Raw genomic sequence first — 20,059 nt, 5'->3', positions numbered from 1 at the left:
GCTCACCTGTTTCCTCGACTTAATGAACGCGTTCCGGATGCGAATAGACGCAGTGGCGTTCGCCGCGGACAAAGCCGACCAGCGTCACCCCCGAGTCGATCGCCACCCTGACCGCCATTCCGGTAGGGGCTGAAACCGCCGCGACCACGGCAATGCCGACGGCAGCCGCCTTCTGCACAATTTCGTAGCTGGCGCGGCTGGTCATGAGCACGAAGCCGCCATCGAAGCCCTTGCGCTGCACCGCCAGGGCGCCGATCAGCTTGTCCAGCGCGTTGTGCCGGCCGACGTCTTCGCGCACCGCCTCGATGCCGCCATTGAAGTCGCACCAGGCGGCGGCATGCACCGCACCCGTCAGCTGGAACAGCTGCTGCATTTCCTGCAAGTGCGACAAGGCGCGCGGCAAGGCGCCGGCGCTCAGCACGGCCGAGGAGCGGACCGTAGCGGCGCGCTTCGCCAATTGGTCGAGGCTTTCGGTGCCGCAAAGGCCGCAGCCGGTGCGCCCGGCCAGGGTCCGGCGATGCTGCTTGAGCACATGGGCGCGCTCGGCGGAGAGCTGCATGTGCACTTCGATGCCGTTGGACCGCTCGAAGATTTCCAGATCGTGAATTTCACCCGGACGTCCGACGATGCATTCGCTGAGGCTGAAGCCCAGGGCAAAGTCTTCCAGGTCGGTTGGCGTGGCCAGCATCACGGCATGCGAGATGCCGTTATAGACCAGCGCCACGGGCACCTCTTCCGCCACGGTTTCCGCGCAAGGCATGGCAGCGCCATCCACCCAGCGCTGCGCGCGGTAGCTGTTATGTGCCTCGATGCCTGGACCCGCCTCTGATTGCATTGCCCGCCCCGTCACGTGGTGCAGGAGCAAACTTGCCCCCACTGGCAATACGATACACTTTTGCCGGCGCTAAATCAATAATTCTGTATCACATTAGAATTACCTTATACTGCATACGGGATACATACGCATCCAATACAATGGCCAGCCGGCGCAAATACGCTGCCACGGACACCGGATCGAGCCGCAACCCACACAAACGTCGAATGGAAAAAATGTGAAGAGTCGACACATCAGCCAGTGGATCAAGGATTTCCTGGACAAGCATCCAAGCCGCGCCAACTCCCTGATCATCACGATCTACGGCGACTTCATCGCCCCGCACGGCGGCACGGTCTGGCTCGGCAGCTTCATCCGCCTGGTGCAAGCGCTCGGCCTCAACGAACGCATGGTGCGCACCAGCGTCTATCGGCTGTCTCAGGAAAAATGGCTGGTATCCGAACAACTCGGGCGCAAGAGCTATTACAGCCTCACCACCTCGGGCCGCCGTCGCTTCGAACACGCCTATCGCCGGATTTACTTCGCGCCGCAGGACACCTGGGCCGGAGAGTGGCAACTGGTGCTGATTCCCGGATCGCTGGGCGGCACGCCACGCGATGCCCTGCGCAAGGATCTGGCCTGGGCCGGCTACGGCACGCTGGCATCGGGCATTCTGGCGCATCCTTCGGCCGACACCGAAGCGCTGCTGGATATCCTGCAGGAGAACGGCGCCCACGACAAGGTGGTGGCCATGAAGGCGCAGAACATCAGCGCATTGACCAGCAAGCCGCTGCAGGAACTGGTCCGCGAGTGCTGGAACCTGGATACCCTGGCAGCCAGGTACCACGACTTCATCGAGCTTTTCAGGCCGGTGCTGCGTACCATGCGCGCCGCCGGCACGCTCGATCCGGAGCAGTGCTTCATGGTGCAGACGCTGCTGATGCACGACTTCCGCCGGGCACTGCTGCACGATCCGCAACTGCCGGCACAGTTGCTGCCGGCCAACTGGAGCGGCGGCATCGCTCGCCAGTTGTGCCACGACCTCTACAGCCTGACCTATCCGCTCGCCCAGCAGCACCTGCTCTCGGTTTGCGAGACCGCCAACGGCCCGCTGCCGCCGGCCGCCCCGTATTTCTACGAGCGCTTCGGCGGCCTCAAGCTGCCCGATACCGCCCGCTGATTAAGATCAAGCTTAAAATTGTTGGACCTCAACCGATACATTTTTAGTTACTTTTCTTGATTATTCTGTATCTGTTATAGTTAGCCCCCGGTATCATCCTGCCGACCACGCTGCACCAGGGGAGTCTTGCCATGCACCAATCGCCACAGTCCGCGACGCCGCAGTTCGCGAGCAACACCGCCGCGACCCTCTTTCGCCAGGCCTCCGCTGCCGGACGCGGAATGCTCGACAGCACGGAACTACTCACCCTGCTCTCCGCTGTGGGCATCGCGTTCGCCCCGGAGGCACCCGCAGAAAATCGGCCGTCCGCCGTCGATCTGCGCATCAGCCTGAACAACACCCGCGAATTCGGCATGGTCATCAGCGCCGGCATGGGCGGCCTGGATGCCGATCTGGACGAGGGCAATTTCAAAAAGGATCGCGCATCGGTCTACGCCGCGACCGAACTGACCGATGCCGCGGACTTCCTCGGCCTGTTCAAGCGCACGCTGGCCTGGCAAAGGCTGGCCGCCATCGCCAGGCGAGATGGCCTGCCGCTCCCGGAGCGGCAACTCAAGACCTGCTTCGAGGCCTTGCTTGCGCTGGCCGCCATTTATTCGCCGGGCAATCCCGACGCCGCCTTCGTGCTGCGCAGCCTGGAACTGAATCCGGCGCATGCCGGCGAGCAACTGACCGTGCGCCAGGCGCAATGCGAGTTCGGTGCCGCTCCTGCCGTCCGCCTGCCGCGACCGATCCGCAAGATCGAGAAGCTGATCCATCCGCAGTCGATCGGCATCATCGGGGTCTCGTCCACCAATATGAATTTCGGCCGCATCATCCTGAAGAACCTGATGGGCAGCGGCTACGCCAAGGAACGTATGTGCATCATCCGTCCCGGCGAAACCGAGATCGACGGCGTCAGGTGCGTCGAAAACCTCAAGGCGCTCGATCACAAACTGGATCTACTGATCGTCGCCGTGGCCGCCAGCGCGGTCTACGAACTGGTCGACGAAATCATCGAGACCGATTCGGTCGAATCGGTCATGCTGATTCCCGGCAGCCTCGGCGAAACCAAAGCCAGCCGCGAACCCGCCGCCGCGCTGGCCGAACGCATCAACGCCGCCCATGCCAAACCCGGCGGCGGTCCGGTGTTCCTCGGCGCCAACTGCCTTGGCGTGGTTTCCCATCCCGGCTCCTACGACTCCTGGTTCATTCCGTTGGAGCGCCTGCCCAAGCCGCAGAAGAAGGCCGAGCGCAATTCGGTGATGCTGAGCCAGAGCGGCGCCTTCATGATCACCCGCATCAGCCAGAATCCGTGGCTCGATCCGCGCTACATGCTGGCCCTGGGCAACCAGACCGACCTGACTCATGGCGACATGCTGAACTATTTTGCCGAGCTGCCCGAAATCGAAACCATCGGCATATACATCGAGGGCTTCAAGGATCTGGACGGACTCGACTTCGCCAGGGCGGTGCGCAAGGCCGTGCTCAAGGGCAAACAGGTCGTGGTCTACAAATCCGGCAAGACGGCGCCCGGCATGGGCGGCGTCATGGGCCATACCGCTTCGATCGCGGGCGGACCGATCCTGTTCGAATCCGTGGTGCGCCAGGCGGGCGCCATCGTCGCCGAGGACTTCAACAGCTTCGACGACCTGTTCTACATTGCCGGCGCGCTGCATGGCAAGAAAATCGGCGGCAAGCGCCTGGGCGCAATCAGCGGCGCCGGCTTCGAGGCGGTCGGCATGGCCGATTTCATCGAGTCGGACAACTTCGCCATGGAAATGGGCGAGTTGCAAGCCGGTACTGTCAGCCAGCTCGACGAAATCCTGCTGGCGAAGAAACTCAACGCGCTGGTCGAAGTCAGGAATCCGATCGACATCAATCCCGGTGCGGATGACGAGGCCCACCTGCAAATCGTCGAAGCCTTCCTGCAGGATCCGGAGATCGATGCGGTCGTGGTCGGCCTCGACCCCACCGCACCTTCGGTGCGCGCCCTCGAATCGAGCAAGCTGCGCCCCGGCTTCGACATCACGGACGCGAAGAGCACCGTGCATCTGATGCCGCCGCTGGTCGCGCGCAACGACAAGCCGGTGATCGGCATCGTCGATGGCGGGCAACTCTACGACGCCATGTCGGCGCGTCTGATGGACCAGGGCGTCTGCGTCTTCCGCAACTGCGCGCGCGGCACCAAGGCGCTGGTGCGCTACGTCGAAGCGCGCCTGTATGCCGACGCACTGAGAACCCGCAACTGAACACACCGGCAAAACCGACAATCAAACTACTACTGGAGGACACAGCATGAGCGACACCCTGAAAGCCGGCCTCACCGCCACCCGCCGCGTCGAAATCGACCGCGACCGCACCATCAGTTTCATGGGCGACGACTGCCGCGTCTACTCGACGCCCAACCTGCTCTATGACATCGAAATGGCCTGCCGCGATCTGCTGCTGGCGAACATCGAAGCCGGCAAGGATTCGGTCGGCACCCGCGTCGAGCTGGACCATGTCGGCGCCACCCTGATGGGCATGTGGGTCGAGATCACCGTGACCCTGACCGAAGTCAACGGCGGAGCCGTCTGCTTCGACTTCAGCGCACGCGACGCGGTGGAAGAAGTCGCCCGCGGCAAGCACAACCGCTTCATCGTCGGCATCGAGAAGACCGCGCAGCGCCTGCAGGCCAAGCGCGCCAAGGCCGGCTGATCGGCCGCCTGAGCGGCAAGAGTTGGCGATGGCGCCACGGCGGCGCCGGCAGTCCGCCGCAGCGGCGCAGTGGACTAGTCCTCGACGACGCCGGGGAGGTTCAGCACGTCGGTAAAACCGAAACGCCTAAAGTCGCGCACCCGCATCGGGTAAAGAATGCCATCCAGATGGTCGCATTCATGCTGTACGACGCGCGCATGGAAGCCATCCACCGTGCGCTCGAATCGCCGGCCGGCCTCGTCGAAGCCGGCGTAGCGCAACTTGCTCCAGCGCGGCACCCAGCCGCGCAGGCCGGGAACCGAGAGACAGCCTTCCCAGCCCTCTTCCTCTTCGTCAGAAAGCGGATCGAGTTGCGGATTGATCAGCACCGTATCGGGAACGGCCGGGGCATCCGGATAGCGGGGATTTGCCATGCCGCCGAAAATCACCACGCGCAGATCGACGCCGATCTGCGGCGCGGCAAGCCCGGCGCCATCGAGCTGCGCCATGGTGTCGCGCATGTCCTGCAGCAAGGCGTGAAGCTCCGGGGCAGCGAAGTCCGTTACCGGCTGCGCCACGCGCAGCAGCCGCGGATCGCCCATGCGCAGGACCTCAAGGATCATGCCTCGCAAATCCCTTCGATGATCCGCCGCACACGCGCCATGGCCAGATGCAGCACGGCTTCGAGGCTGTCGAACTTGATGCCGTGTGCGGAATCCGCGCGTCCCGCGGCCCAGTTGGACACCACGCACAGCGCCGCGTAGGGCATGTCCAGTTCGCGCGCCAGCCCGGCTTCGGGCATGCCGGTCATGCCCACGATGTCGGCGCCGTCACGCTCCAATCGATCGATTTCCGCAGCGGTTTCCAGCCGCGGTCCCTGGGTCGTCGCATACACCGCCCCGTCGAATACTTTTTCGCCGATCCGCAGTGCAACGTCGAGCAACAGCGTGCGCACCGCCGCATCGTAGGGCTCGGTGAAGTCAACATGCACCACCGGGCCGTCGTTGCCGGACTGAAAGGTCATCTCGCGGCCCCAGGTGTAGTCGATGATCTGATGCGGCACCACCAGGGAGCCGGGCCCGAGATCGCTGCGTACGCTGCCCACCGATGCCACCGAAACGACCTGCGTCACACCGGACGCCTCCAGGGCATGCATGTTGGCGCGGTAATTCACCAAGTGCGGCGGGATGGTATGTCCGTAACCGTGACGGGCGAGAAACACCACGTCCTGGCAGCCGACGCGGCCGAAGGTCAGCGGGCCGGAGGGCTCGCCATAAGGCGTGCGCACTATCTCGCGGTGCGATACGTCCAGATTCGCCAGTTGGGTCAAGCCGCTGCCGCCTATGATGCCGAGCATAAAAAATCCCCTGAAAATTCAATCGGAACAAGAGCGTGGGCGTGGTAAAATATTCGGCTTTCCGCATCGCAACAACGCCAATACGCCCCTATGTCCCGCGCCCTCAGAAACATCGCCATTATCGCCCACGTTGACCACGGCAAGACCACCCTCGTCGACCAGTTGCTTCGCCAATCCGGCACCTTCGCCGCCCACCAGGCGGTCACCGAACGGGTAATGGATTCCAACGATCTCGAAAAAGAACGCGGGATCACCATTCTCTCGAAGAACTGTGCCATCGACTTCGAAGGCACCCACATCAATATCGTGGACACCCCGGGACACGCCGACTTCGGCGGCGAGGTCGAGCGCGTGCTGTCGATGGTCGATGGCGTGCTGCTGCTGGTGGACGCCGTCGAAGGTCCGATGCCGCAGACCCGCTTCGTCACGCGCAAGGCGCTGGCCCTGGGCCTCAAGCCGATCGTGGTGGTGAACAAGATCGACCGCCCCGGCGCCCGCCCCGACTGGGTCATCAGCCACACCTTCGACCTGTTCGACAAGCTCGGCGCGACCGAGGAACAGCTCGATTTCCCCGTGGTCTTCGCCTCGGCACTGAACGGCTTCGCCATGCTCGACGCGACCAAGCCCGGCACCGACATGCGCCCGCTCTACGAGGCCATCGTCAAGCACACGCCACAGCCCGATGTCGATGTAGACCAACCGCTGCAACTGCAGATCTGCTCCATCGACTACAACAGCTATGTCGGCCGCATCGGCATCGGCCGCATCAAGCAGGGCCGCATGAAGGCCGGTCAGGAAGTCACCGTGATGTACGGTGACGAAAACAAGGGCAAGTCAAAAATTGCCCAGATCATGATGTTCACCGGCCTCGAACGCGAGCAGGCGACCGAAGCCGAAGCCGGCGACATCGTGCTGGTCACCGGCATCGAACAAGTCGGCATCGGCGTCACGATTTGCGACCCGGCCGCGCCCGTTGGCATGCCCCCGCTGGTAGTGGATGAGCCGACGCTGACCATGAATTTCCAGGTCAACACCTCACCCCTTGCCGGCAAGGAAGGAAAATACGTCACCAGCCGCCAGATCCGCGAGCGCCTGCAAAAGGAACTTCTGGCCAACGTCGCCCTGCGCGTCGAAGAGACCGAGGATGCCGACGTATTCCTGGTTTCCGGCCGCGGCGAACTGCACCTGACCATCCTGCTCGAAACCATGCGCCGCGAAGGTTACGAACTCGCCGTGTCGCGCCCGCGCGTGCTGTTCAAGGAAATCAACGGCGAGAAGTGCGAACCGTATGAACTGCTCACCGTCGATATCGAAAACGAGCATCAGGGCACCGTCATGGAAGAACTCGGGCGCCGGCGCGGTGAGTTGCTGAACATGGAATCGGACGGCAAGGGGCGCGTGCGCCTCGAATATCGCATCCCTGCCCGCGGCCTGATCGGGTTCCAGGGCGAATTTCTGACGGCGACCCGCGGCACCGGCATGGCCAGCCACATCTTCGACGACTACGGCCCGATGGCCGGCGTCATGGCCGAACGCCGCAACGGCGTGTTGATTTCCCAGGATAGCGGCTCCGCCGTCGCTTATGCACTGTGGAAGCTGCAGGATCGCGGCCGCATGTTCGTCAGCCACGGCGATCCGCTGTACGAAGGCATCATTATCGGCATCCACAGCCGCGACAACGACCTGGTGGTGAACCCGATCAAGGGCAAGCAGCTCACCAACGTGCGCTCCTCGGGTACCGACGAAGCCGTGCGCCTGGTGCCGCCGATATTGATGACGCTGGAGTCGGCCGTCGAATTCATCGCCGACGACGAGCTGGTCGAAATCACGCCGAAGTCGATCCGCCTGCGCAAGCGCTTCCTCACGGAAATCGAACGCAAGCGCGCCAACAAGGCGTCGGCGTAAAAAAAACGGGAGCCGCGGCTCCCGTTTTTATTGTGTTGCCAGCCTCCGGCTGGGGACATCCACGCGGATCAAGAGTTGACGCTGGCGATACGCCAATACCGGCCTAGCTCAGCGCCTTCAGCGCATCCGCGTAGTTCGGCTCCTGGGCGATCTCCGGCACCATCTGAGCGTGGATCACCTTGTCGTTCTCGTCCAGCACTACCACGGCACGAACCGTGAGGCCGACCATCGGGCCGTCGGCAAAGCCCACTCCCCACTGCTTGAGGAATTCGGGATGGCGGAAAGTCGACAAGTGAGCGACGTTCTTCAGGCCTTCCAGTTCGCAAAAGCGCTTGGCGGCAAAGGGCAGATCCCCGGAAACGCAGAGTACGACGGTGTTGGCCAGTTCGCTCGCGGCCTCGTTGAACTTGCGCGTCGAAGTGGCGCAGGTCGGCGTGTCGATGCTCGGGAAAATATTCAGGACCTTGCGCTTGCCGGCAAAGTCCTTGAGCGAAACGTCTGCCAGCGTGGCGCTGGTGAGTTTGAAGTCGGGCGCCTTCGCTCCGGCAGAGGGAAGATCGCCTTCGACTTGGACCGGGGTGCCGCGCAGGGTTATGGTTGTACTCATGGGTCGCTCCTGTTTTGCGTTGGTTTAGGGGTAAAGGAAATAGTCTAATGTATCCGCGCCAGACCGGGAAGCACGGCGGCAGCATTGGCCGTGGTCGCCGCGGCCACTTCCTGCACGGAGATACCGCGCAGGCTGGCCAGGGTCTGCGCGATGCGCGGCAGTTGATCCGGCGTATTGCGGGCACCGGCCTTCCATTCCGGCGGAATGTCCGGCGCGTCGGTTTCGAGGACGATGGCATCGAGCGGGAGGGTGGCAGCGAGCTCCCGGATGCGGCTGGCGCGGGGGAAGGTCATCGCGCCGCCGAAACCCAGCTTGAAGCCCAGCTTGATGAATTCGTCGGCCTGTTGCCGGCTGCCGTTGAAGGCATGCGCGATACCGCCGGTCACCGGGCAAAGCCGCAGTTGCTTGAGTATCGGGTCGATCGCGCGGCGCACATGCAACAGCACCGGCAGGCTGGCGTCGCGCGCAATCCTCAGCTGTGCATTGAAATAGAACTCCTGCTCTGCATCGTCGCGCGGCTCGACGAAACGATCGAGGCCGATTTCACCGACCGCCAGCGGATGCTCGCGCAAAACGGTTTCGCGCAGGATGTCGAGATCGACTTCGCGGGCCCGCTGCACATACATGGGATGAATGCCATAGGCCGCGCCGCAGCCGGCATGCTCACGACAGACCGAAGCCACCGCACCGAAATTGGCCCGCTCCACCGCCGGCACCACGATCAGCCCGACGCCGGCCTGTATCGCCGCCGCCGCCACCGCGACGCGGTCGGCATCGAACTCGGCAGCATCGAGATGACAATGGGTATCGACCAGCATGGATCAAATACCTCATTCGACTTCGTCGATCCACGCCTGCTGGATTGCTTCGAGCTGTTTTTCGCCGCAGTGGGTCTCGTTTTCCTCGAAACCGGGCAGCGCCATGACCCAGCGCATCAGGTCCACAAAATTGATGCGCGTCGGATCGACTTCGGGGTGGGCTTCGGCGAGCTGGATCGCGATCTCCAGAGAATCAGTCCACTTCATTTTTTGGAGTGCCCTTCCTTGACCATGTTGATGGTGTATTTCGGGATTTCTATCACCAAAGGAACCTTGCCGACCAGCGCCTGACACGAAAGCCGCGAGTTGGGTTCCAGGCCCCAGGCCTTGTCGAGCAGGTCCTCCTCGATGTCCTCGGCCTCGGCGAGCGATTCGAAACCTTCGCGCACCACGACGTGGCAGGTGGTGCAGGCACAGGACTTTTCGCAGGCATGCTCGATCTCGATATTGTTACCGAGCAGCGCATCGCAGACTGACGTACCCGGTGCGGCCTCGATCACCGCACCATCGGGACACAACTCGACATGGGGAAGAACAATTATCTGCGTCATAGGGATATCTGGTCAACATTCCGGCCGGAGAGCGCGCGCTTCACGCTCTGGTTCATACGGCGCGCCGCAAATTCGTTGGTGGCGGCACTCAAGGCTTGCATGGCTTCATCGATCGCGCGGCGATCGTCGCCGATCATCACCGTCTGCAGTTTTGTCATGGCGGCGTCGATATGCGCGCGCTCCAGCACCGACAGCAAATCGCCCGCATCGGCCAGTGCCGACTGGGTTGCTTCGATCAGGCGCTGCGACTCGACTTGAGCCTCGCGCAGGGCGCGACGGAAAGCGTCGTCGCTGGCATGGCTGAAACTGTCCTTGAGCATGCCGGCAATTTCGTCGTCGCTGAGGCCGTAGGCCGGCTTGACCTCGATGCGCGCCTCGCGGCCGCTGGTCTGCTCGCGCGCCGTGACCGAGAGCAGGCCGTCGGCGTCGACCTGGAAGGTGACGCGGATCCTCGCCGCCCCGGCCACCATCGGCGGTATGCCGCGCAATTCAAAACGCGCCAGGCTGCGACAGTCGGAAACCAGTTCGCGTTCGCCCTGAACGACCTGGATCGACATCGCGGTCTGGCCATCCTTGAAGGTCGTGAAGTCCTGCGCACGCGCAATCGGAATCGTCGAGTTGCGCGGGATGACTTTTTCCACCAGGCCGCCCATGGTTTCCAGGCCCAGCGACAGGGGGATCACATCGAGCAGCAGCCAGTCGTCGCCGGCGGCGCGGTTGCCCGCCAGCAGGTTGGCCTGGGTCGCCGCGCCCAGCGCCACCACCTTTTCCGGATCGAGGTTGTTGAGCGGCTCCTGCTTGAACAGCTCGGCCACGGCGTGCTGGATCTGCGGCATGCGCGTCGAGCCGCCGACCATGACCACGCCGCGCACCTCGTCGACCGTCAGGCCGGCGTCGCGCAAGGCCTTCTTGGTCGGCACCAGGGTCTTTTGCACCAGGGTGCGGGTGATCTCGGTGAACACTTCGGTGGTCAGCGTCAGATCGACGTATTCGCCGCTGCCGAGCTTGACCGTGATCGGCACCTGTCCGTGCTGCGACAGTTGTTCCTTGGCTTCGCGGGCGCGCATCTGCAGCAGGCGTGCGTCCTGCAGCGACAGTGGTGCCAGTTTCGCCTGTTCGATGATCCAGCAGAAGATCCGATGATCGAAGTCGTCGCCGCCCAGGGCCGAGTCTCCCCCGGTGGACATGACCTCGAAAACCCCCTTGGACAGCCGCAGGATCGAAATATCGAAGGTCCCGCCGCCCAGGTCGAATACCGCGTAGATGCCCTCGGCGGCATTGTCCAGGCCATAGGCGATCGCGGCGGCCGTCGGTTCATTGAGCAGACGCAGCACATTCAGTCCGGCAAGGCGCGCCGCATCCTTGGTGGCTTGGCGCTGGGCGTCGTCGAAGTAGGCCGGGACGGTGATCACGGCGCCGGTCAATTCGCCGCCCAACGAAGCCTCGGCCCGATTGCGCACGGTCCTGAGGATTTCGGCGGAGATTTCGACCGGACTTTTGATGCCGGCAATGGTCTTCAGCTTGACCATGCCTTCGGCATCGACGAAGTCATAGGGCAAGGTCTCGATGTGGGCGATGTCGTGCCGGCCGCGGCCCATGAAACGCTTGACGGAAATGATGGTGTTCTTGGGGTCGATGGACTGCTTGGCCTCGGCGCCATAACCCACCTCGACGCTGCCGTCGGCGGTATAGGCAACCACGGAAGGCAGCAACGGCCGTCCCTGCATGTCGTTGAGCACCACGCTCATGCCGCTTCTGACGGTCGCTACCAGCGAATTGGTGGTACCGAGGTCGATGCCTACCGCAAGACGATGCTCATGGGGCGCGGCGGATTCCCCCGGCTCCGCAATCTGAAGAAGTGCCATATTGTTATTTTAAGCAGTGACGGCTTCGAGCGCGTCGTCGATTTCGTTCAGCAGTTTTTCCTGAAACATGAGTTGCCGCACCAGATTGCCCGCCGCCGCGAAATCCTTCGCGACGTCGATCAGTTCGGCAAGACGCTGGTACTCGACCTTGATTTCATTCAACAGGCGCAGGCGGACCGCATCCAGGGCATCCTCGTTGGCCGCAGCACGCGCCTCGATCACGGCTTCGCGCAATTCCATCTGGCTGATCAGGAATTCGGTCGGCATTGCGGTGTTGCTTTCGATCTGCGGATCGTGCCCAAGCAGGCTCAACAGATAGCGCGCACGCTTGCCCGGCGACTTGAGCGTCTGGAAGGCTTCATTGACCCGCGTCGCCCATTGCATGGCCAGGCGCCGGTCGGCATCGCCGGCATGAGCGTGCTTGTCCGGATGCACCTTGGCCTGAACCGCGCGAAAGCTGTTCTCGAGACTTTCCAGATCGAGCGACTGCGCACGCGGCAGGCCGAACAACGTGAAATGATCGGCAGCGAAATTCAGGTCGAATGTGGTCATCGAACAAGCATCAGGTATTGAACGACTCGCCGCAGCCGCAGGCATCCTTGACATTCGGGTTGTTGAACTTGAATCCCTCGTTCAGGCCTTCCCGGGTGTAATCGAGCTCCGTGCCATCCAGATAGGGCAGGCTTTTCGGATCGACCAGCACCTTGACGCCATGGCTTTCGAAGATATGGTCTTCCGGCTCCGATGCGTCGGCGAATTCCAGCTTGTAGGCCATGCCGGAACAACCCGAGGTCTTGACGCCCAGGCGAATGCCGACGCCCTTGCCGCGCTTGGCGATGAAATTGGCGACGTGTTGCGCCGCAGGTTCGGAAAGTGTCACCGGCATGATCAGGCTCCCTGTTTCTTTCTATAGTCGGCCACGGCGGCCTTGATCGCATCCTCGGCAAGGATCGAGCAGTGAATTTTCACCGGCGGCAGAGCAAGCTCTTCCGCAATCTGGGTGTTCTTGATGTCCAGGGCCTGATCCAGCGTCTTGCCCTTGACCCATTCCGTCACCAGCGACGAAGAGGCGATCGCCGAGCCGCAACCGTAGGTCTTGAACTTGGCATCTTCGATGATGCCGTCCTTGCCGACCTTGATCTGCAGCTTCATGACGTCGCCGCAGGCCGGCGCACCGACCATGCCGGTGGCAATGCCTTCGTCGTCCTTGTTGAAGGAACCCACGTTGCGCGGGTTTTCGTAGTGATCCAGTACTTTTTCGCTATATGCCATGATGCTTCTCCGTCTAGTCACCCCCGCCCTCGGGGTGGGGGCTGGGGGGTGGGTAGTCCATTTTGCCCAATGGGCGGCACATCGATGCGGCTTGCCGCATCAATGTGCCGCCCATTGAACGGAGTTCAGGTCGACGCCGTCCTTGTACATCTCCCATAGGGGCGACAGTTCGCGCAGCTTGCCCAGTTTGTCGTGCAGCAGCTTGATGGTGAAATCGATTTCCTCTTCCGTCGTGAAACGGCCGAGCGTGAAGCGGATCGAGCTGTGCGCCAGTTCGTCCGACCGGCCCAGCGAGCGCAGCACGTAGGAGGGCTCCAGGCTGGCCGAGGTACAGGCCGAACCGGAGGACACGGCGATGTCCTTGATCGCCATGATCAGCGACTCGCCTTCGACGAAATTGAAGCTGACGTTCAGGTTGTGCGGCACGCGCTGTTCGATGTCGCCATTGACATAGGTTTCCTCGATGTCCGTGAGCCCCTTGAGCAGCTTGTCGCGCAGCATGCGGATGCGCTCGTTCTCGGTGGCCATTTCCAGGCGCGCGAGGCGGAAGCACTCGCCCATGCCGATGATCTGGTGCGTCGCCAGGGTGCCCGAGCGCATGCCGCGCTCGTGGCCGCCGCCGTGCATCTGCGCTTCGAGCCGGACGCGCGGCTTGCGCCTGACGTAGAGCGCACCGATACCCTTGGGGCCGTAAGTCTTGTGCGCGCAGAAGGACATCAGATCGACCTTCAGCTTGGACAGGTCGATCGGCATCTTGCCGGTGGCCTGTGCCGCATCGACGTGGAACATCACGCCCTTTTCGCGACAGATTTCGCCGATCTCGACCAGGGGCTGGATCACCCCGATCTCGTTATTCACCGCCATCACCGAAGCCACCACGGTGTCGGGGCGCAGCGCCGCCTTGAACTGCTCGACGGTGATCAGGCCATTCTCCTGCGGCACCAGGTAAGTCGCCTCGAAGCCCTGGCGTTCCAGTTCCTTGACGGTATCCAGCACCGCCTTGTGCTCGGTCGAAACGGTAATGATGTGCTTGCCCTTGGTCCCGGCGTAGAAATGCGCCGCGCCCTTGATCGCCAGGTTGTTGGATTCCGTGGCGCCCGAGGTCCAGATGATTTCCTTGGAATCCGCACCGACCAGCGCGGCGACTTCCTCGCGCGCTTCCTCGACGGCCTTCTCGGCTTCCCAGCCATAAGAGTGGGAGCGCGAGGCCGGGTTGCCGAAGTGCTCGGTCAGCCAGGGAATCATTTTCGCCGCCACGCGCGGATCCACCGGCGTGGTCGCCGAGTAGTCGAGGTACACCGGCAGTTTCATGCCTGCTTTCATTACCAGTTTCTCCAGTTCAGCTTGTAAGGGCAGTCAGGCCCCTGAGTTGCAAGATTGTAGTAGTTAGCGCGGCAAGAAAATCACCCACCTGCGCCGCGGTACTGTCCGGACCCAGGCTCACCCGCACGGCGCCACGCGCCAGCGAGGATGGAATGCCCATCGCCAGAAGCACGTGCGAGGGTTCCGGATTGGCGCTGGAACAAGCGGCCCCTGCCGCCACGGCAAAACCGGCGCGATCAAGCTTGCCCACCAGCGTCTCGCCATCGATGCCGGGACACGCGAAATAACTTGTATTGGGCAGACGCTCGGCGCCGGCACCGAATATCGTCGCACCCTGCGCCACCAGCCCGGCTTCGAGTTCCGCACGCAGTCCAGCCAAGCCTCTGCCATTTTGATCGAGTCGGGCGACCGCCAGTTCCGCGGCAAGGCCGAAACCGACAATTGCCGCAACATTCTCGGTGCCCGAACGCAGGCCGCGTTCGTGACCGCCGCCGGCGATCAGCGGCTGCAGTTCGACGCGCTTGTCCACCACCAGCGCGCCGGCACCCTTCGGCCCGCCCAGCTTGTGCGCGGAAAGCGTCAGGGCATGCACGCCGGCACCGCTCAAGGCACGGAAATCCACCGGACGCCGGCCGAATGCCTGCACTGCATCGGTGTGGAACCACGCCCGGATGGGCTTGACCTGGGCCGCAAGGGCGGCGATGTCCTGTACCACGCCGGTTTCGTTATTGGCCAGCATGACCGAAACCAGCGCCGGCTTTTCTTCGAGCACGGCTTGAAAGTTGGCGCTGGCGACACGGCAATTTTCATCGACGGCGATCTCGCGCAGCGTCCAGCCGGCGCGCCGCAAAGCTTTCGCCGGTTCGCGCACGCAGGGATGTTCGATGGCCGAGATCGCCACGACGCCGGGCTTGAGGCAAGCCGCTGCGCCCTTGACGAAAAGATTGTTGGCCTCCGAGCCGCCGCTGGTAAACACCACTTCGGTCGGATGGGCACCCACGGCATACGCCACCCGCTGCCGCGCCTCGTCGATCGCACGCCGCGCAGCTCGGCCGTATTCGTGGCGGCTGGAGGCATTGCCATACTGCTCGCGCAGGTAAGGCAACATGCCTTCCAGCACGCGCGGATCCAGCGGCGTGGTGGCGTTGTGATCCAAGTAGACAGGAGCGAACATGGCGGCAGGCTCGTGGCGCAATCAGGCAGCGACGAGGTCCTCGGCCGGACGACGGACGCGGCGCAAGGGCCGTTCGTCGTGCAATACCGCAGCGGCGCCGGTCTTCTCGCGTTGCTGGGCTACCAGTTCCGCCAAGGTGACCGAGCTGAGATAGTCGAACATCTTCTCGTTCAGGCTGGTCCACAACTCGTGGGTCATGCAGGGGCGCTGGTCTTCGGCGCAATTGCCCTTGCCGCCGCAATTCGTCGCATCGAGCGACTCGTCGACGGCATGGATGATGTCGGCCACAGACACGCCTTCCAGCGGCTTGGCCAGGCAATAGCCGCCGCCGGGTCCGCGCACGCTCGAAACCAGCTCGCGGCGACGCAACTTGCCGAACAGCTGCTCAAGGTAGGAAAGGGAAATCTTCTGCCGCTCGCTGATGCCGGCCAGAGTGACCGGACCGGTATGTTGGCGCAGGGCAAGATCGATCATCGCAGTTACGGCAAAACGTCCTTTGGTCGTCAGTCTCATGAGAAATCTCCGTCGGGTGGTTACGTTGGAAACGCTTCAAGAACAATACTTGAGCGTTTCAATCAACTATATTGTATCCCGATCATTTTAGTCAACTATCTTCGACAAATAGTTCGGATCGAACTTGTCGGCAGTGGCCACATCGTCTTCCAGCGATACCCCTGACTTTGCCATGGTCTTCAGCAAGACCTCTATCCTGCGGTCGGTTTCCACCGCATGATCGAGCAGGCCGTGAATCGCCTGCGCCAGCGGATCGTCCTCGGCACGGGTCACGGCATAGGCGGAGAAGCCCATCTGGCCGGCCTTGACCTCGCGGTCGATCTCGCTGCGGTCCTCGATAATTCGCGCCGGGATACCCACCGCCGTCGCACCCGGCGGCACGTCGCGCACCACCACGGCGTTCGACCCGACCTTGGCGCCCTGACCGAGGGTGATGGGCCCCAGGATCTTGGCGCCGGCGCCGATCACCACGCCGCGCTGCAAGGTCGGATGCCGCTTGCCCTTGTTCCACGACGTCCCGCCCAGCGTAACGCCGTGATACAGCGTGCACTCGTCCTCGATCACCGCCGTCTCGCCGATGACCACACCCATGCCATGGTCGATGAACACGCGTCGGCCGATGGTCGCGCCGGGATGAATCTCGATGCCGGTGATCCAGCGCGTGAAATGCGAGACAAAGCGCGCCAACCACCGCATGCGCGCCCCCCACAGCCAGTGCGAAACGCGGTGCAGCGTCAGGGCGTGAAAACCCGGATAGCAGGTCAGCACCTCCCAGGTGGAACGGGCGGCCGGGTCGCGTTCGAAAACGCAGGAAATATCTTCACGCAGACGGGAGAACATGGATTGATCCGGTTGATCCATTAGTACTTTCTGAAATGGTAGAAATCCCGAGCGTCGGGGTCAAGCTTTAATTAGCAATTCAGTTGTCGACTTTGCGCGAAGATTTCGCCGTATCCACTCCAGATGGGGCGCACAAGCCTTTTTCCAACGCCGCGAACAGGCCGCGCAGGATCGCGACCTCCTCCTTCTCCGGCCCGGCGCGGGAAAACATGCGCCGCAGACGCGCAATCAGGCGCTTCGGGCTGGCCGGGTCGAGAAACTCGCTGGACACCGCGGCGCGTTCGATATGGGCGATCAAGCCCTCCACCTCGTCATGGCTGGCGAGCAGCCCGGCACCCGAGATGGCCGGCGGCAGGCCGGGATCGAGCGCCGCCAAGCGCAGCTCGTAGCACAGCACCTGCACCGCGGCGGCAAGATTCAGGGAACTGAACTCGGCGTTGACCGGAATCATCGCCCAACGCCGGCACATCGCCAGTTCGTCGTTGGAAAGTCCCGAGGTCTCGTTGCCGAACACCAGCGCAACATCCCCCGTGGCAGCCATGGCCACCAGTTCCGCGGCGCCGTCGCGGGCCCACAGCGCCGGCACCGCCAACTCGCGCCGACGCGCCGTCATGGCCATGGCCAGCACGGTGCCGCTGAGCGCCTCCGCCAGGGAGTCCGCCACCTCGGCCTGCACCAGCAGGTCGGTGGCACCGGCCGCCATGGCATCGGCCTGGGCGTCGGGAAAGGCTTTCGGATTTACCAGCACCAGGTGCGATAGGCCCATGGTCTTCATCGCCCGCGCCGCGGCGCCGATGTTGCCCGGATGGCTGGGATGCGAGAGCACCACGCGGATGCGATCGAGGACGGCAGGAGCGGACAATGGCGTGGTGTTCATATTATGTGTCCCGGTCCCCTTGGGTCGGGACGGTATCCCGGGATAGAATTGCAGACTTCGTGCGCAAAATGCGCCCCTCCTGGCTTGCTCCGCCTTAAAAATCCATGCATCCCACGCTAAATATTGCCGTCAAAGCCGCGCGTCGCGCCGGCCAGATCATCAACCGCGCCAGTCTCGACGTCGACAAGCTGAGGATCGACGTGAAACAGCAGAGTGATTACGTCACGGAGGTCGACCGCGCCGCGGAAGCCGCGATCCTCGAAGTGTTGCGCGATGCCTATCCGAGCTATGGAATTCTAGCAGAGGAGTCCGGCCTGGCCGGCACCAGCGCCGACAGCGAATACCAGTGGATCATCGATCCGCTCGACGGCACCACCAATTTTATCCACGGCCTGCCGCAGTATGCGATTTCCATCGGCCTCGCCCACCGCGGCGTGATGACGCAAGCCGTGGTGTACGACCCCAACCGCAACGAAATCTTCACCGCCAGCAAGGGCGGCGGCGCCTTCGTCAATGAAAAGCGCATTCGCGTTGCCAAGCGCACCAAGCTCGATGAAGCGCTGATCGGCACCGGTTTCCCCTATCGCGTGTTCGACCACATCGACGCCTACCTGGCGATTTTCCGCGACGTCGCCCAGCGCACCGCGGGCATGCGCCGCCCCGGCGCCGCCGCACTGGATCTGGCCTGGGTCGCCTGCGGCCGCATGGACGGCTTCTGGGAGCTCGGCCTCTCGCCCTGGGACATGGCAGCCGGCACGCTGCTGATCACCGAGGCCGGCGGCCTCGTCGGCGACCTGGCCGGCGAGACCAACTATATGAAGACCGGCAACATCATCGGCGGCAACCCGAAGATCTTCGCGCAGTTGCTGCAGCTCATCACTCCGCATCTGAACGCGAAGCTGTCGGCCTAGGGCTTCTACTATTGCGGATCACTCACGACACTTGGTCGTTCTGAGCCATCGATCGGCCGCATATTCACCGAACCCAACAGCGAAATGATCAATCACTTGAGCCTCCAAGGTCCCGACGGTGATACGTGCTCGACTTTGCCTTCCGCTTCAAGTTCGCGAACAAGCGCGACTACCCAATATTGCTGATTTGACGATGTAGCCTTCGGGTACTCGCCCCAATCAAAGCCACATGCTCGGAACAAAGGAGAAAGACGCATTCCATCTTGACCTGGCTGACAGTCACTTGTTGCCCGCATGAAGTCGAGCATTAATTCTTTCGCGGCTAGACGTATGGCTTGACCGCGCGTTTCGTATTGATTCACTGTCACTCCCTCCTCTTTTGGCACGACCAGTGCGGCCCAAGTTAAGTCTACATCGCCGGCAGCAGTCACTCTCACATTTTCCGATCTAGGGCCCTGTATCTATCGTCTTCGTCCTTCTAATGCTCAGCAACTCATCGGAGGTGTAGTCGCGGAATGCTGACTACACTCCAAGGTAGCAAGCACACCTGTGTCGTCCTTGCCAGCCGAACTGACCTCTCGCTCTGCCCAGACCCGGCCAGCCCCGGAGAACGTTCGCTCGAGGTTGAAATGTTCCAAGTACGGGAATACCATAAAAGCCGTAATCCCATATTTACGGAGACCGTCAAATGAAAACCACCATCGAAATGCCCGATGACCTGTTCCGCCGGGCCAAGGCCGTTGCGGCGCTGCATGGGATGAGCATGAAAGACTGGCTGACGGATGTCCTGCGCAGGGAAGTCGGTGCTGGCGCCACGGCGCCGCAAGGCGATAGGCAACAAGAGATTGAAGCGTTCAACCGCGAACTCGATCAACTGTCGAAGAAAATTTCTGCGGCATGGCAGGGGCCGCAGGATGCTGTCGCTGCGATCCGCGAACAGCGGCGGGACCTCGGCGCATGATTGTCGATGCTTCCGTATGGGTCGCCAGATTTCTTGCTGACGACCGGCATCATGGTATCGCCATGGCCTGCATCACGGCCCTGCTGGAATGCGAATCTCGCCTCGTCATTCCCGTCTTGGCCTGGCCGGAGGTTGCTGGCGCGATCGCTAGACGCACCGGCGTCGCCGCGAACGGTCACGATGCGGTTAGCATTATCCGTGCGTTGCGTTTGATCGAAAGCATTCCGATGGACCAGTCGCTGGCACACGAAGCGGCGAAAATCGCCGGTTCCAGAAAGCTGCGCGGCGCCGATGCCGTGTATGTCGCCCTCGCGGTCACGCACCGAATGCCGCTGGTTACCCTTGACTCCGAAATGCTCGAACGCGCCCGTGGTGTTGCGGAAGTGTTTACGCCCGAACAGTGGCTGCAGAAGCGCTGACGATGTCGGCCGCC

At 62.6% G+C, this 20,059-nt stretch carries 23 protein-coding genes; 7 read left to right on the top strand and 16 right to left on the bottom strand.

What is annotated here, in order from left to right; all coding sequences use genetic code 11:
• Window positions 1–19 precede the first annotated feature (19 nt).
• Complete coding sequence (fdhD, locus tag RMO95_RS09425; protein WP_310450364.1) at window positions 20–835, bottom strand: formate dehydrogenase accessory sulfurtransferase FdhD; 816 nt, start codon at window positions 833–835, stop codon at window positions 20–22.
• Window positions 836–1,052: 217 nt separating this feature from the next.
• Between fdhD and paaX the strand changes: the two genes are divergently transcribed.
• The 3 genes from paaX (at window position 1,053) to RMO95_RS09410 (ending at window position 4,673) form a co-directional block, all read left to right on the top strand.
• Window positions 1,053–1,994, top strand: coding sequence for a phenylacetic acid degradation operon negative regulatory protein PaaX (gene paaX, locus RMO95_RS09420; protein ID WP_310450363.1), 942 nt, complete (start codon window positions 1,053–1,055; stop codon window positions 1,992–1,994).
• A gap of 131 nt (window positions 1,995–2,125) precedes the next feature.
• On the top strand, window positions 2,126–4,225 hold the full coding sequence (locus RMO95_RS09415; protein WP_310450362.1) for a CoA-binding protein: 2,100 nt from the start codon (window positions 2,126–2,128) through the stop codon (window positions 4,223–4,225).
• Between the two features lie 46 nt (window positions 4,226–4,271).
• Window positions 4,272–4,673 carry a thioesterase, FlK family gene (locus RMO95_RS09410; RefSeq protein ID WP_310450361.1) on the top strand — a complete coding sequence of 134 codons (402 nt, stop codon included), beginning with the start codon at window positions 4,272–4,274 and terminating at the stop codon, window positions 4,671–4,673.
• A 74-nt stretch (window positions 4,674–4,747) separates the two neighbouring features.
• Here the strand turns inward: RMO95_RS09410 and def are convergent, their stop codons facing one another.
• Together def and RMO95_RS09400 are read right to left on the bottom strand one after the other, a co-directional pair.
• Window positions 4,748–5,275 (bottom strand): peptide deformylase, encoded by a 528-nt coding sequence (def, locus tag RMO95_RS09405; RefSeq protein ID WP_310450360.1) that lies wholly within the window; start codon window positions 5,273–5,275, stop codon window positions 4,748–4,750.
• Window positions 5,272–6,009 (bottom strand): S-methyl-5'-thioinosine phosphorylase, encoded by a 738-nt coding sequence (locus tag RMO95_RS09400; RefSeq protein WP_310450359.1) that lies wholly within the window; start codon window positions 6,007–6,009, stop codon window positions 5,272–5,274. The genes def and RMO95_RS09400 overlap by 4 nt, the downstream gene beginning before the upstream one ends.
• Window positions 6,010–6,099: 90 nt before the next feature.
• Between RMO95_RS09400 and typA the strand changes: the two genes are divergently transcribed.
• On the top strand, window positions 6,100–7,914 hold the full coding sequence (typA, locus tag RMO95_RS09395; protein WP_310450358.1) for a translational GTPase TypA: 1,815 nt from the start codon (window positions 6,100–6,102) through the stop codon (window positions 7,912–7,914).
• 103 nt (window positions 7,915–8,017) lie between these two features.
• Here typA and tpx read toward each other — a convergent pair whose 3' ends face one another.
• From tpx to RMO95_RS09330, 13 genes are all read right to left on the bottom strand, one after another.
• Window positions 8,018–8,521: a thiol peroxidase gene (gene tpx, locus RMO95_RS09390; RefSeq protein WP_310450357.1), complete on the bottom strand. Its 504-nt coding sequence runs from the start codon at window positions 8,519–8,521 to the stop codon at window positions 8,018–8,020.
• A gap of 44 nt (window positions 8,522–8,565) precedes the next feature.
• Window positions 8,566–9,339, bottom strand: coding sequence for a TatD family hydrolase (locus tag RMO95_RS09385; protein ID WP_310450356.1), 774 nt, complete (start codon window positions 9,337–9,339; stop codon window positions 8,566–8,568).
• Window positions 9,340–9,351: 12 nt separating this feature from the next.
• Window positions 9,352–9,546, bottom strand: coding sequence for a Fe-S cluster assembly protein IscX (gene iscX / locus RMO95_RS09380; protein ID WP_310450355.1), 195 nt, complete (start codon window positions 9,544–9,546; stop codon window positions 9,352–9,354).
• Window positions 9,543–9,890 (bottom strand): ISC system 2Fe-2S type ferredoxin, encoded by a 348-nt coding sequence (gene fdx, locus RMO95_RS09375; protein WP_310450354.1) that lies wholly within the window; start codon window positions 9,888–9,890, stop codon window positions 9,543–9,545. The genes iscX and fdx overlap by 4 nt, the downstream gene beginning before the upstream one ends.
• Window positions 9,887–11,755, bottom strand: coding sequence for a Fe-S protein assembly chaperone HscA (hscA, locus tag RMO95_RS09370; protein WP_310450353.1), 1,869 nt, complete (start codon window positions 11,753–11,755; stop codon window positions 9,887–9,889). The genes fdx and hscA overlap by 4 nt, the downstream gene beginning before the upstream one ends.
• A gap of 9 nt (window positions 11,756–11,764) precedes the next feature.
• Entirely contained in the window at window positions 11,765–12,307 is a 543-nt protein-coding gene (gene hscB, locus RMO95_RS09365) for a Fe-S protein assembly co-chaperone HscB (protein ID WP_310450352.1), read from the bottom strand.
• 10 nt (window positions 12,308–12,317) lie between these two features.
• Window positions 12,318–12,641, bottom strand: a complete 324-nt coding sequence (gene iscA / locus RMO95_RS09360) for an iron-sulfur cluster assembly protein IscA (RefSeq protein WP_310450351.1) — start codon at window positions 12,639–12,641, stop codon at window positions 12,318–12,320.
• 2 nt (window positions 12,642–12,643) lie between these two features.
• Window positions 12,644–13,027, bottom strand: coding sequence for a Fe-S cluster assembly scaffold IscU (gene iscU, locus RMO95_RS09355; protein WP_310450350.1), 384 nt, complete (start codon window positions 13,025–13,027; stop codon window positions 12,644–12,646).
• Window positions 13,028–13,126: 99 nt separating this feature from the next.
• Complete coding sequence (locus RMO95_RS09350) at window positions 13,127–14,338, bottom strand: IscS subfamily cysteine desulfurase (RefSeq protein ID WP_310450349.1); 1,212 nt, start codon at window positions 14,336–14,338, stop codon at window positions 13,127–13,129.
• Between the two features lie 28 nt (window positions 14,339–14,366).
• On the bottom strand, window positions 14,367–15,524 hold the full coding sequence (locus tag RMO95_RS09345; protein WP_310450348.1) for a cysteine desulfurase family protein: 1,158 nt from the start codon (window positions 15,522–15,524) through the stop codon (window positions 14,367–14,369).
• A 21-nt stretch (window positions 15,525–15,545) separates the two neighbouring features.
• A complete protein-coding gene (iscR, locus tag RMO95_RS09340) occupies window positions 15,546–16,037 on the bottom strand; it encodes a Fe-S cluster assembly transcriptional regulator IscR (protein ID WP_310450347.1) in 492 nt (163 codons plus the stop codon).
• Window positions 16,038–16,124: 87 nt separating this feature from the next.
• Window positions 16,125–16,877 (bottom strand): serine O-acetyltransferase, encoded by a 753-nt coding sequence (gene cysE, locus RMO95_RS09335; RefSeq protein ID WP_310450346.1) that lies wholly within the window; start codon window positions 16,875–16,877, stop codon window positions 16,125–16,127.
• A gap of 79 nt (window positions 16,878–16,956) precedes the next feature.
• The gene (locus tag RMO95_RS09330; RefSeq protein WP_310450345.1) at window positions 16,957–17,754 is read right to left on the bottom strand and encodes an RNA methyltransferase; all 798 of its coding nucleotides are present in this window, start codon (window positions 17,752–17,754) and stop codon (window positions 16,957–16,959) included.
• Between the two features lie 104 nt (window positions 17,755–17,858).
• Between RMO95_RS09330 and RMO95_RS09325 the strand changes: the two genes are divergently transcribed.
• The 3 genes from RMO95_RS09325 to RMO95_RS09315 all read left to right on the top strand — a co-directional run bounded on the left by RMO95_RS09325 (window position 17,859) and on the right by RMO95_RS09315 (window position 20,045).
• Entirely contained in the window at window positions 17,859–18,665 is an 807-nt protein-coding gene (locus RMO95_RS09325; protein WP_310450344.1) for an inositol monophosphatase family protein, read from the top strand.
• Window positions 18,666–19,353: 688 nt separating this feature from the next.
• Window positions 19,354–19,626 (top strand): hypothetical protein, encoded by a 273-nt coding sequence (locus RMO95_RS09320; protein ID WP_310450343.1) that lies wholly within the window; start codon window positions 19,354–19,356, stop codon window positions 19,624–19,626.
• Complete coding sequence (locus RMO95_RS09315; protein WP_310450342.1) at window positions 19,623–20,045, top strand: type II toxin-antitoxin system VapC family toxin; 423 nt, start codon at window positions 19,623–19,625, stop codon at window positions 20,043–20,045. The genes RMO95_RS09320 and RMO95_RS09315 overlap by 4 nt, the downstream gene beginning before the upstream one ends.
• Window positions 20,046–20,059 lie beyond the last annotated feature (14 nt).

It is taken from the genome of Sulfuritalea sp. (genome assembly GCF_031426875.1).
Lineage (GTDB): Bacteria > Pseudomonadota > Gammaproteobacteria > Burkholderiales > Rhodocyclaceae > Sulfuritalea.
The sequence above is the reverse complement of the archived record's forward strand: the minus strand, read 5'-3'. Positions and strand labels throughout refer to the sequence as shown.

Excerpts from the sequence above, each read along its gene's own strand:
- fdhD (WP_310450364.1), bottom strand. The coding sequence starts at position 835 with ATGCAATCAGAGGCGGGTCCAGGCATCGAGGCACATAACAGCTACCGC.
- RMO95_RS09415 (WP_310450362.1), top strand. The coding sequence starts at position 2,126 with ATGCACCAATCGCCACAGTCCGCGACGCCGCAGTTCGCGAGCAACACC.
- RMO95_RS09410 (WP_310450361.1), top strand. The coding sequence starts at position 4,272 with ATGAGCGACACCCTGAAAGCCGGCCTCACCGCCACCCGCCGCGTCGAA.
- def (WP_310450360.1), bottom strand. The coding sequence starts at position 5,275 with ATGATCCTTGAGGTCCTGCGCATGGGCGATCCGCGGCTGCTGCGCGTG.
- RMO95_RS09400 (WP_310450359.1), bottom strand. The coding sequence starts at position 6,009 with ATGCTCGGCATCATAGGCGGCAGCGGCTTGACCCAACTGGCGAATCTG.
- typA (WP_310450358.1), top strand. The coding sequence starts at position 6,100 with ATGTCCCGCGCCCTCAGAAACATCGCCATTATCGCCCACGTTGACCAC.
- tpx (WP_310450357.1), bottom strand. The coding sequence starts at position 8,521 with ATGAGTACAACCATAACCCTGCGCGGCACCCCGGTCCAAGTCGAAGGC.
- RMO95_RS09385 (WP_310450356.1), bottom strand. The coding sequence starts at position 9,339 with ATGCTGGTCGATACCCATTGTCATCTCGATGCTGCCGAGTTCGATGCC.
- iscX (WP_310450355.1), bottom strand. The coding sequence starts at position 9,546 with ATGAAGTGGACTGATTCTCTGGAGATCGCGATCCAGCTCGCCGAAGCC.
- fdx (WP_310450354.1), bottom strand. The coding sequence starts at position 9,890 with ATGACGCAGATAATTGTTCTTCCCCATGTCGAGTTGTGTCCCGATGGT.
- hscA (WP_310450353.1), bottom strand. The coding sequence starts at position 11,755 with ATGGCACTTCTTCAGATTGCGGAGCCGGGGGAATCCGCCGCGCCCCAT.
- hscB (WP_310450352.1), bottom strand. The coding sequence starts at position 12,307 with ATGACCACATTCGACCTGAATTTCGCTGCCGATCATTTCACGTTGTTC.
- iscA (WP_310450351.1), bottom strand. The coding sequence starts at position 12,641 with ATGCCGGTGACACTTTCCGAACCTGCGGCGCAACACGTCGCCAATTTC.
- iscU (WP_310450350.1), bottom strand. The coding sequence starts at position 13,027 with ATGGCATATAGCGAAAAAGTACTGGATCACTACGAAAACCCGCGCAAC.
- RMO95_RS09350 (WP_310450349.1), bottom strand. The coding sequence starts at position 14,338 with ATGAAACTGCCGGTGTACCTCGACTACTCGGCGACCACGCCGGTGGAT.
- RMO95_RS09345 (WP_310450348.1), bottom strand. The coding sequence starts at position 15,524 with ATGTTCGCTCCTGTCTACTTGGATCACAACGCCACCACGCCGCTGGAT.
- iscR (WP_310450347.1), bottom strand. The coding sequence starts at position 16,037 with ATGAGACTGACGACCAAAGGACGTTTTGCCGTAACTGCGATGATCGAT.
- cysE (WP_310450346.1), bottom strand. The coding sequence starts at position 16,877 with ATGTTCTCCCGTCTGCGTGAAGATATTTCCTGCGTTTTCGAACGCGAC.
- RMO95_RS09330 (WP_310450345.1), bottom strand. The coding sequence starts at position 17,754 with ATGAACACCACGCCATTGTCCGCTCCTGCCGTCCTCGATCGCATCCGC.
- RMO95_RS09325 (WP_310450344.1), top strand. The coding sequence starts at position 17,859 with ATGCATCCCACGCTAAATATTGCCGTCAAAGCCGCGCGTCGCGCCGGC.
- RMO95_RS09320 (WP_310450343.1), top strand. The coding sequence starts at position 19,354 with ATGAAAACCACCATCGAAATGCCCGATGACCTGTTCCGCCGGGCCAAG.
- RMO95_RS09315 (WP_310450342.1), top strand. The coding sequence starts at position 19,623 with ATGATTGTCGATGCTTCCGTATGGGTCGCCAGATTTCTTGCTGACGAC.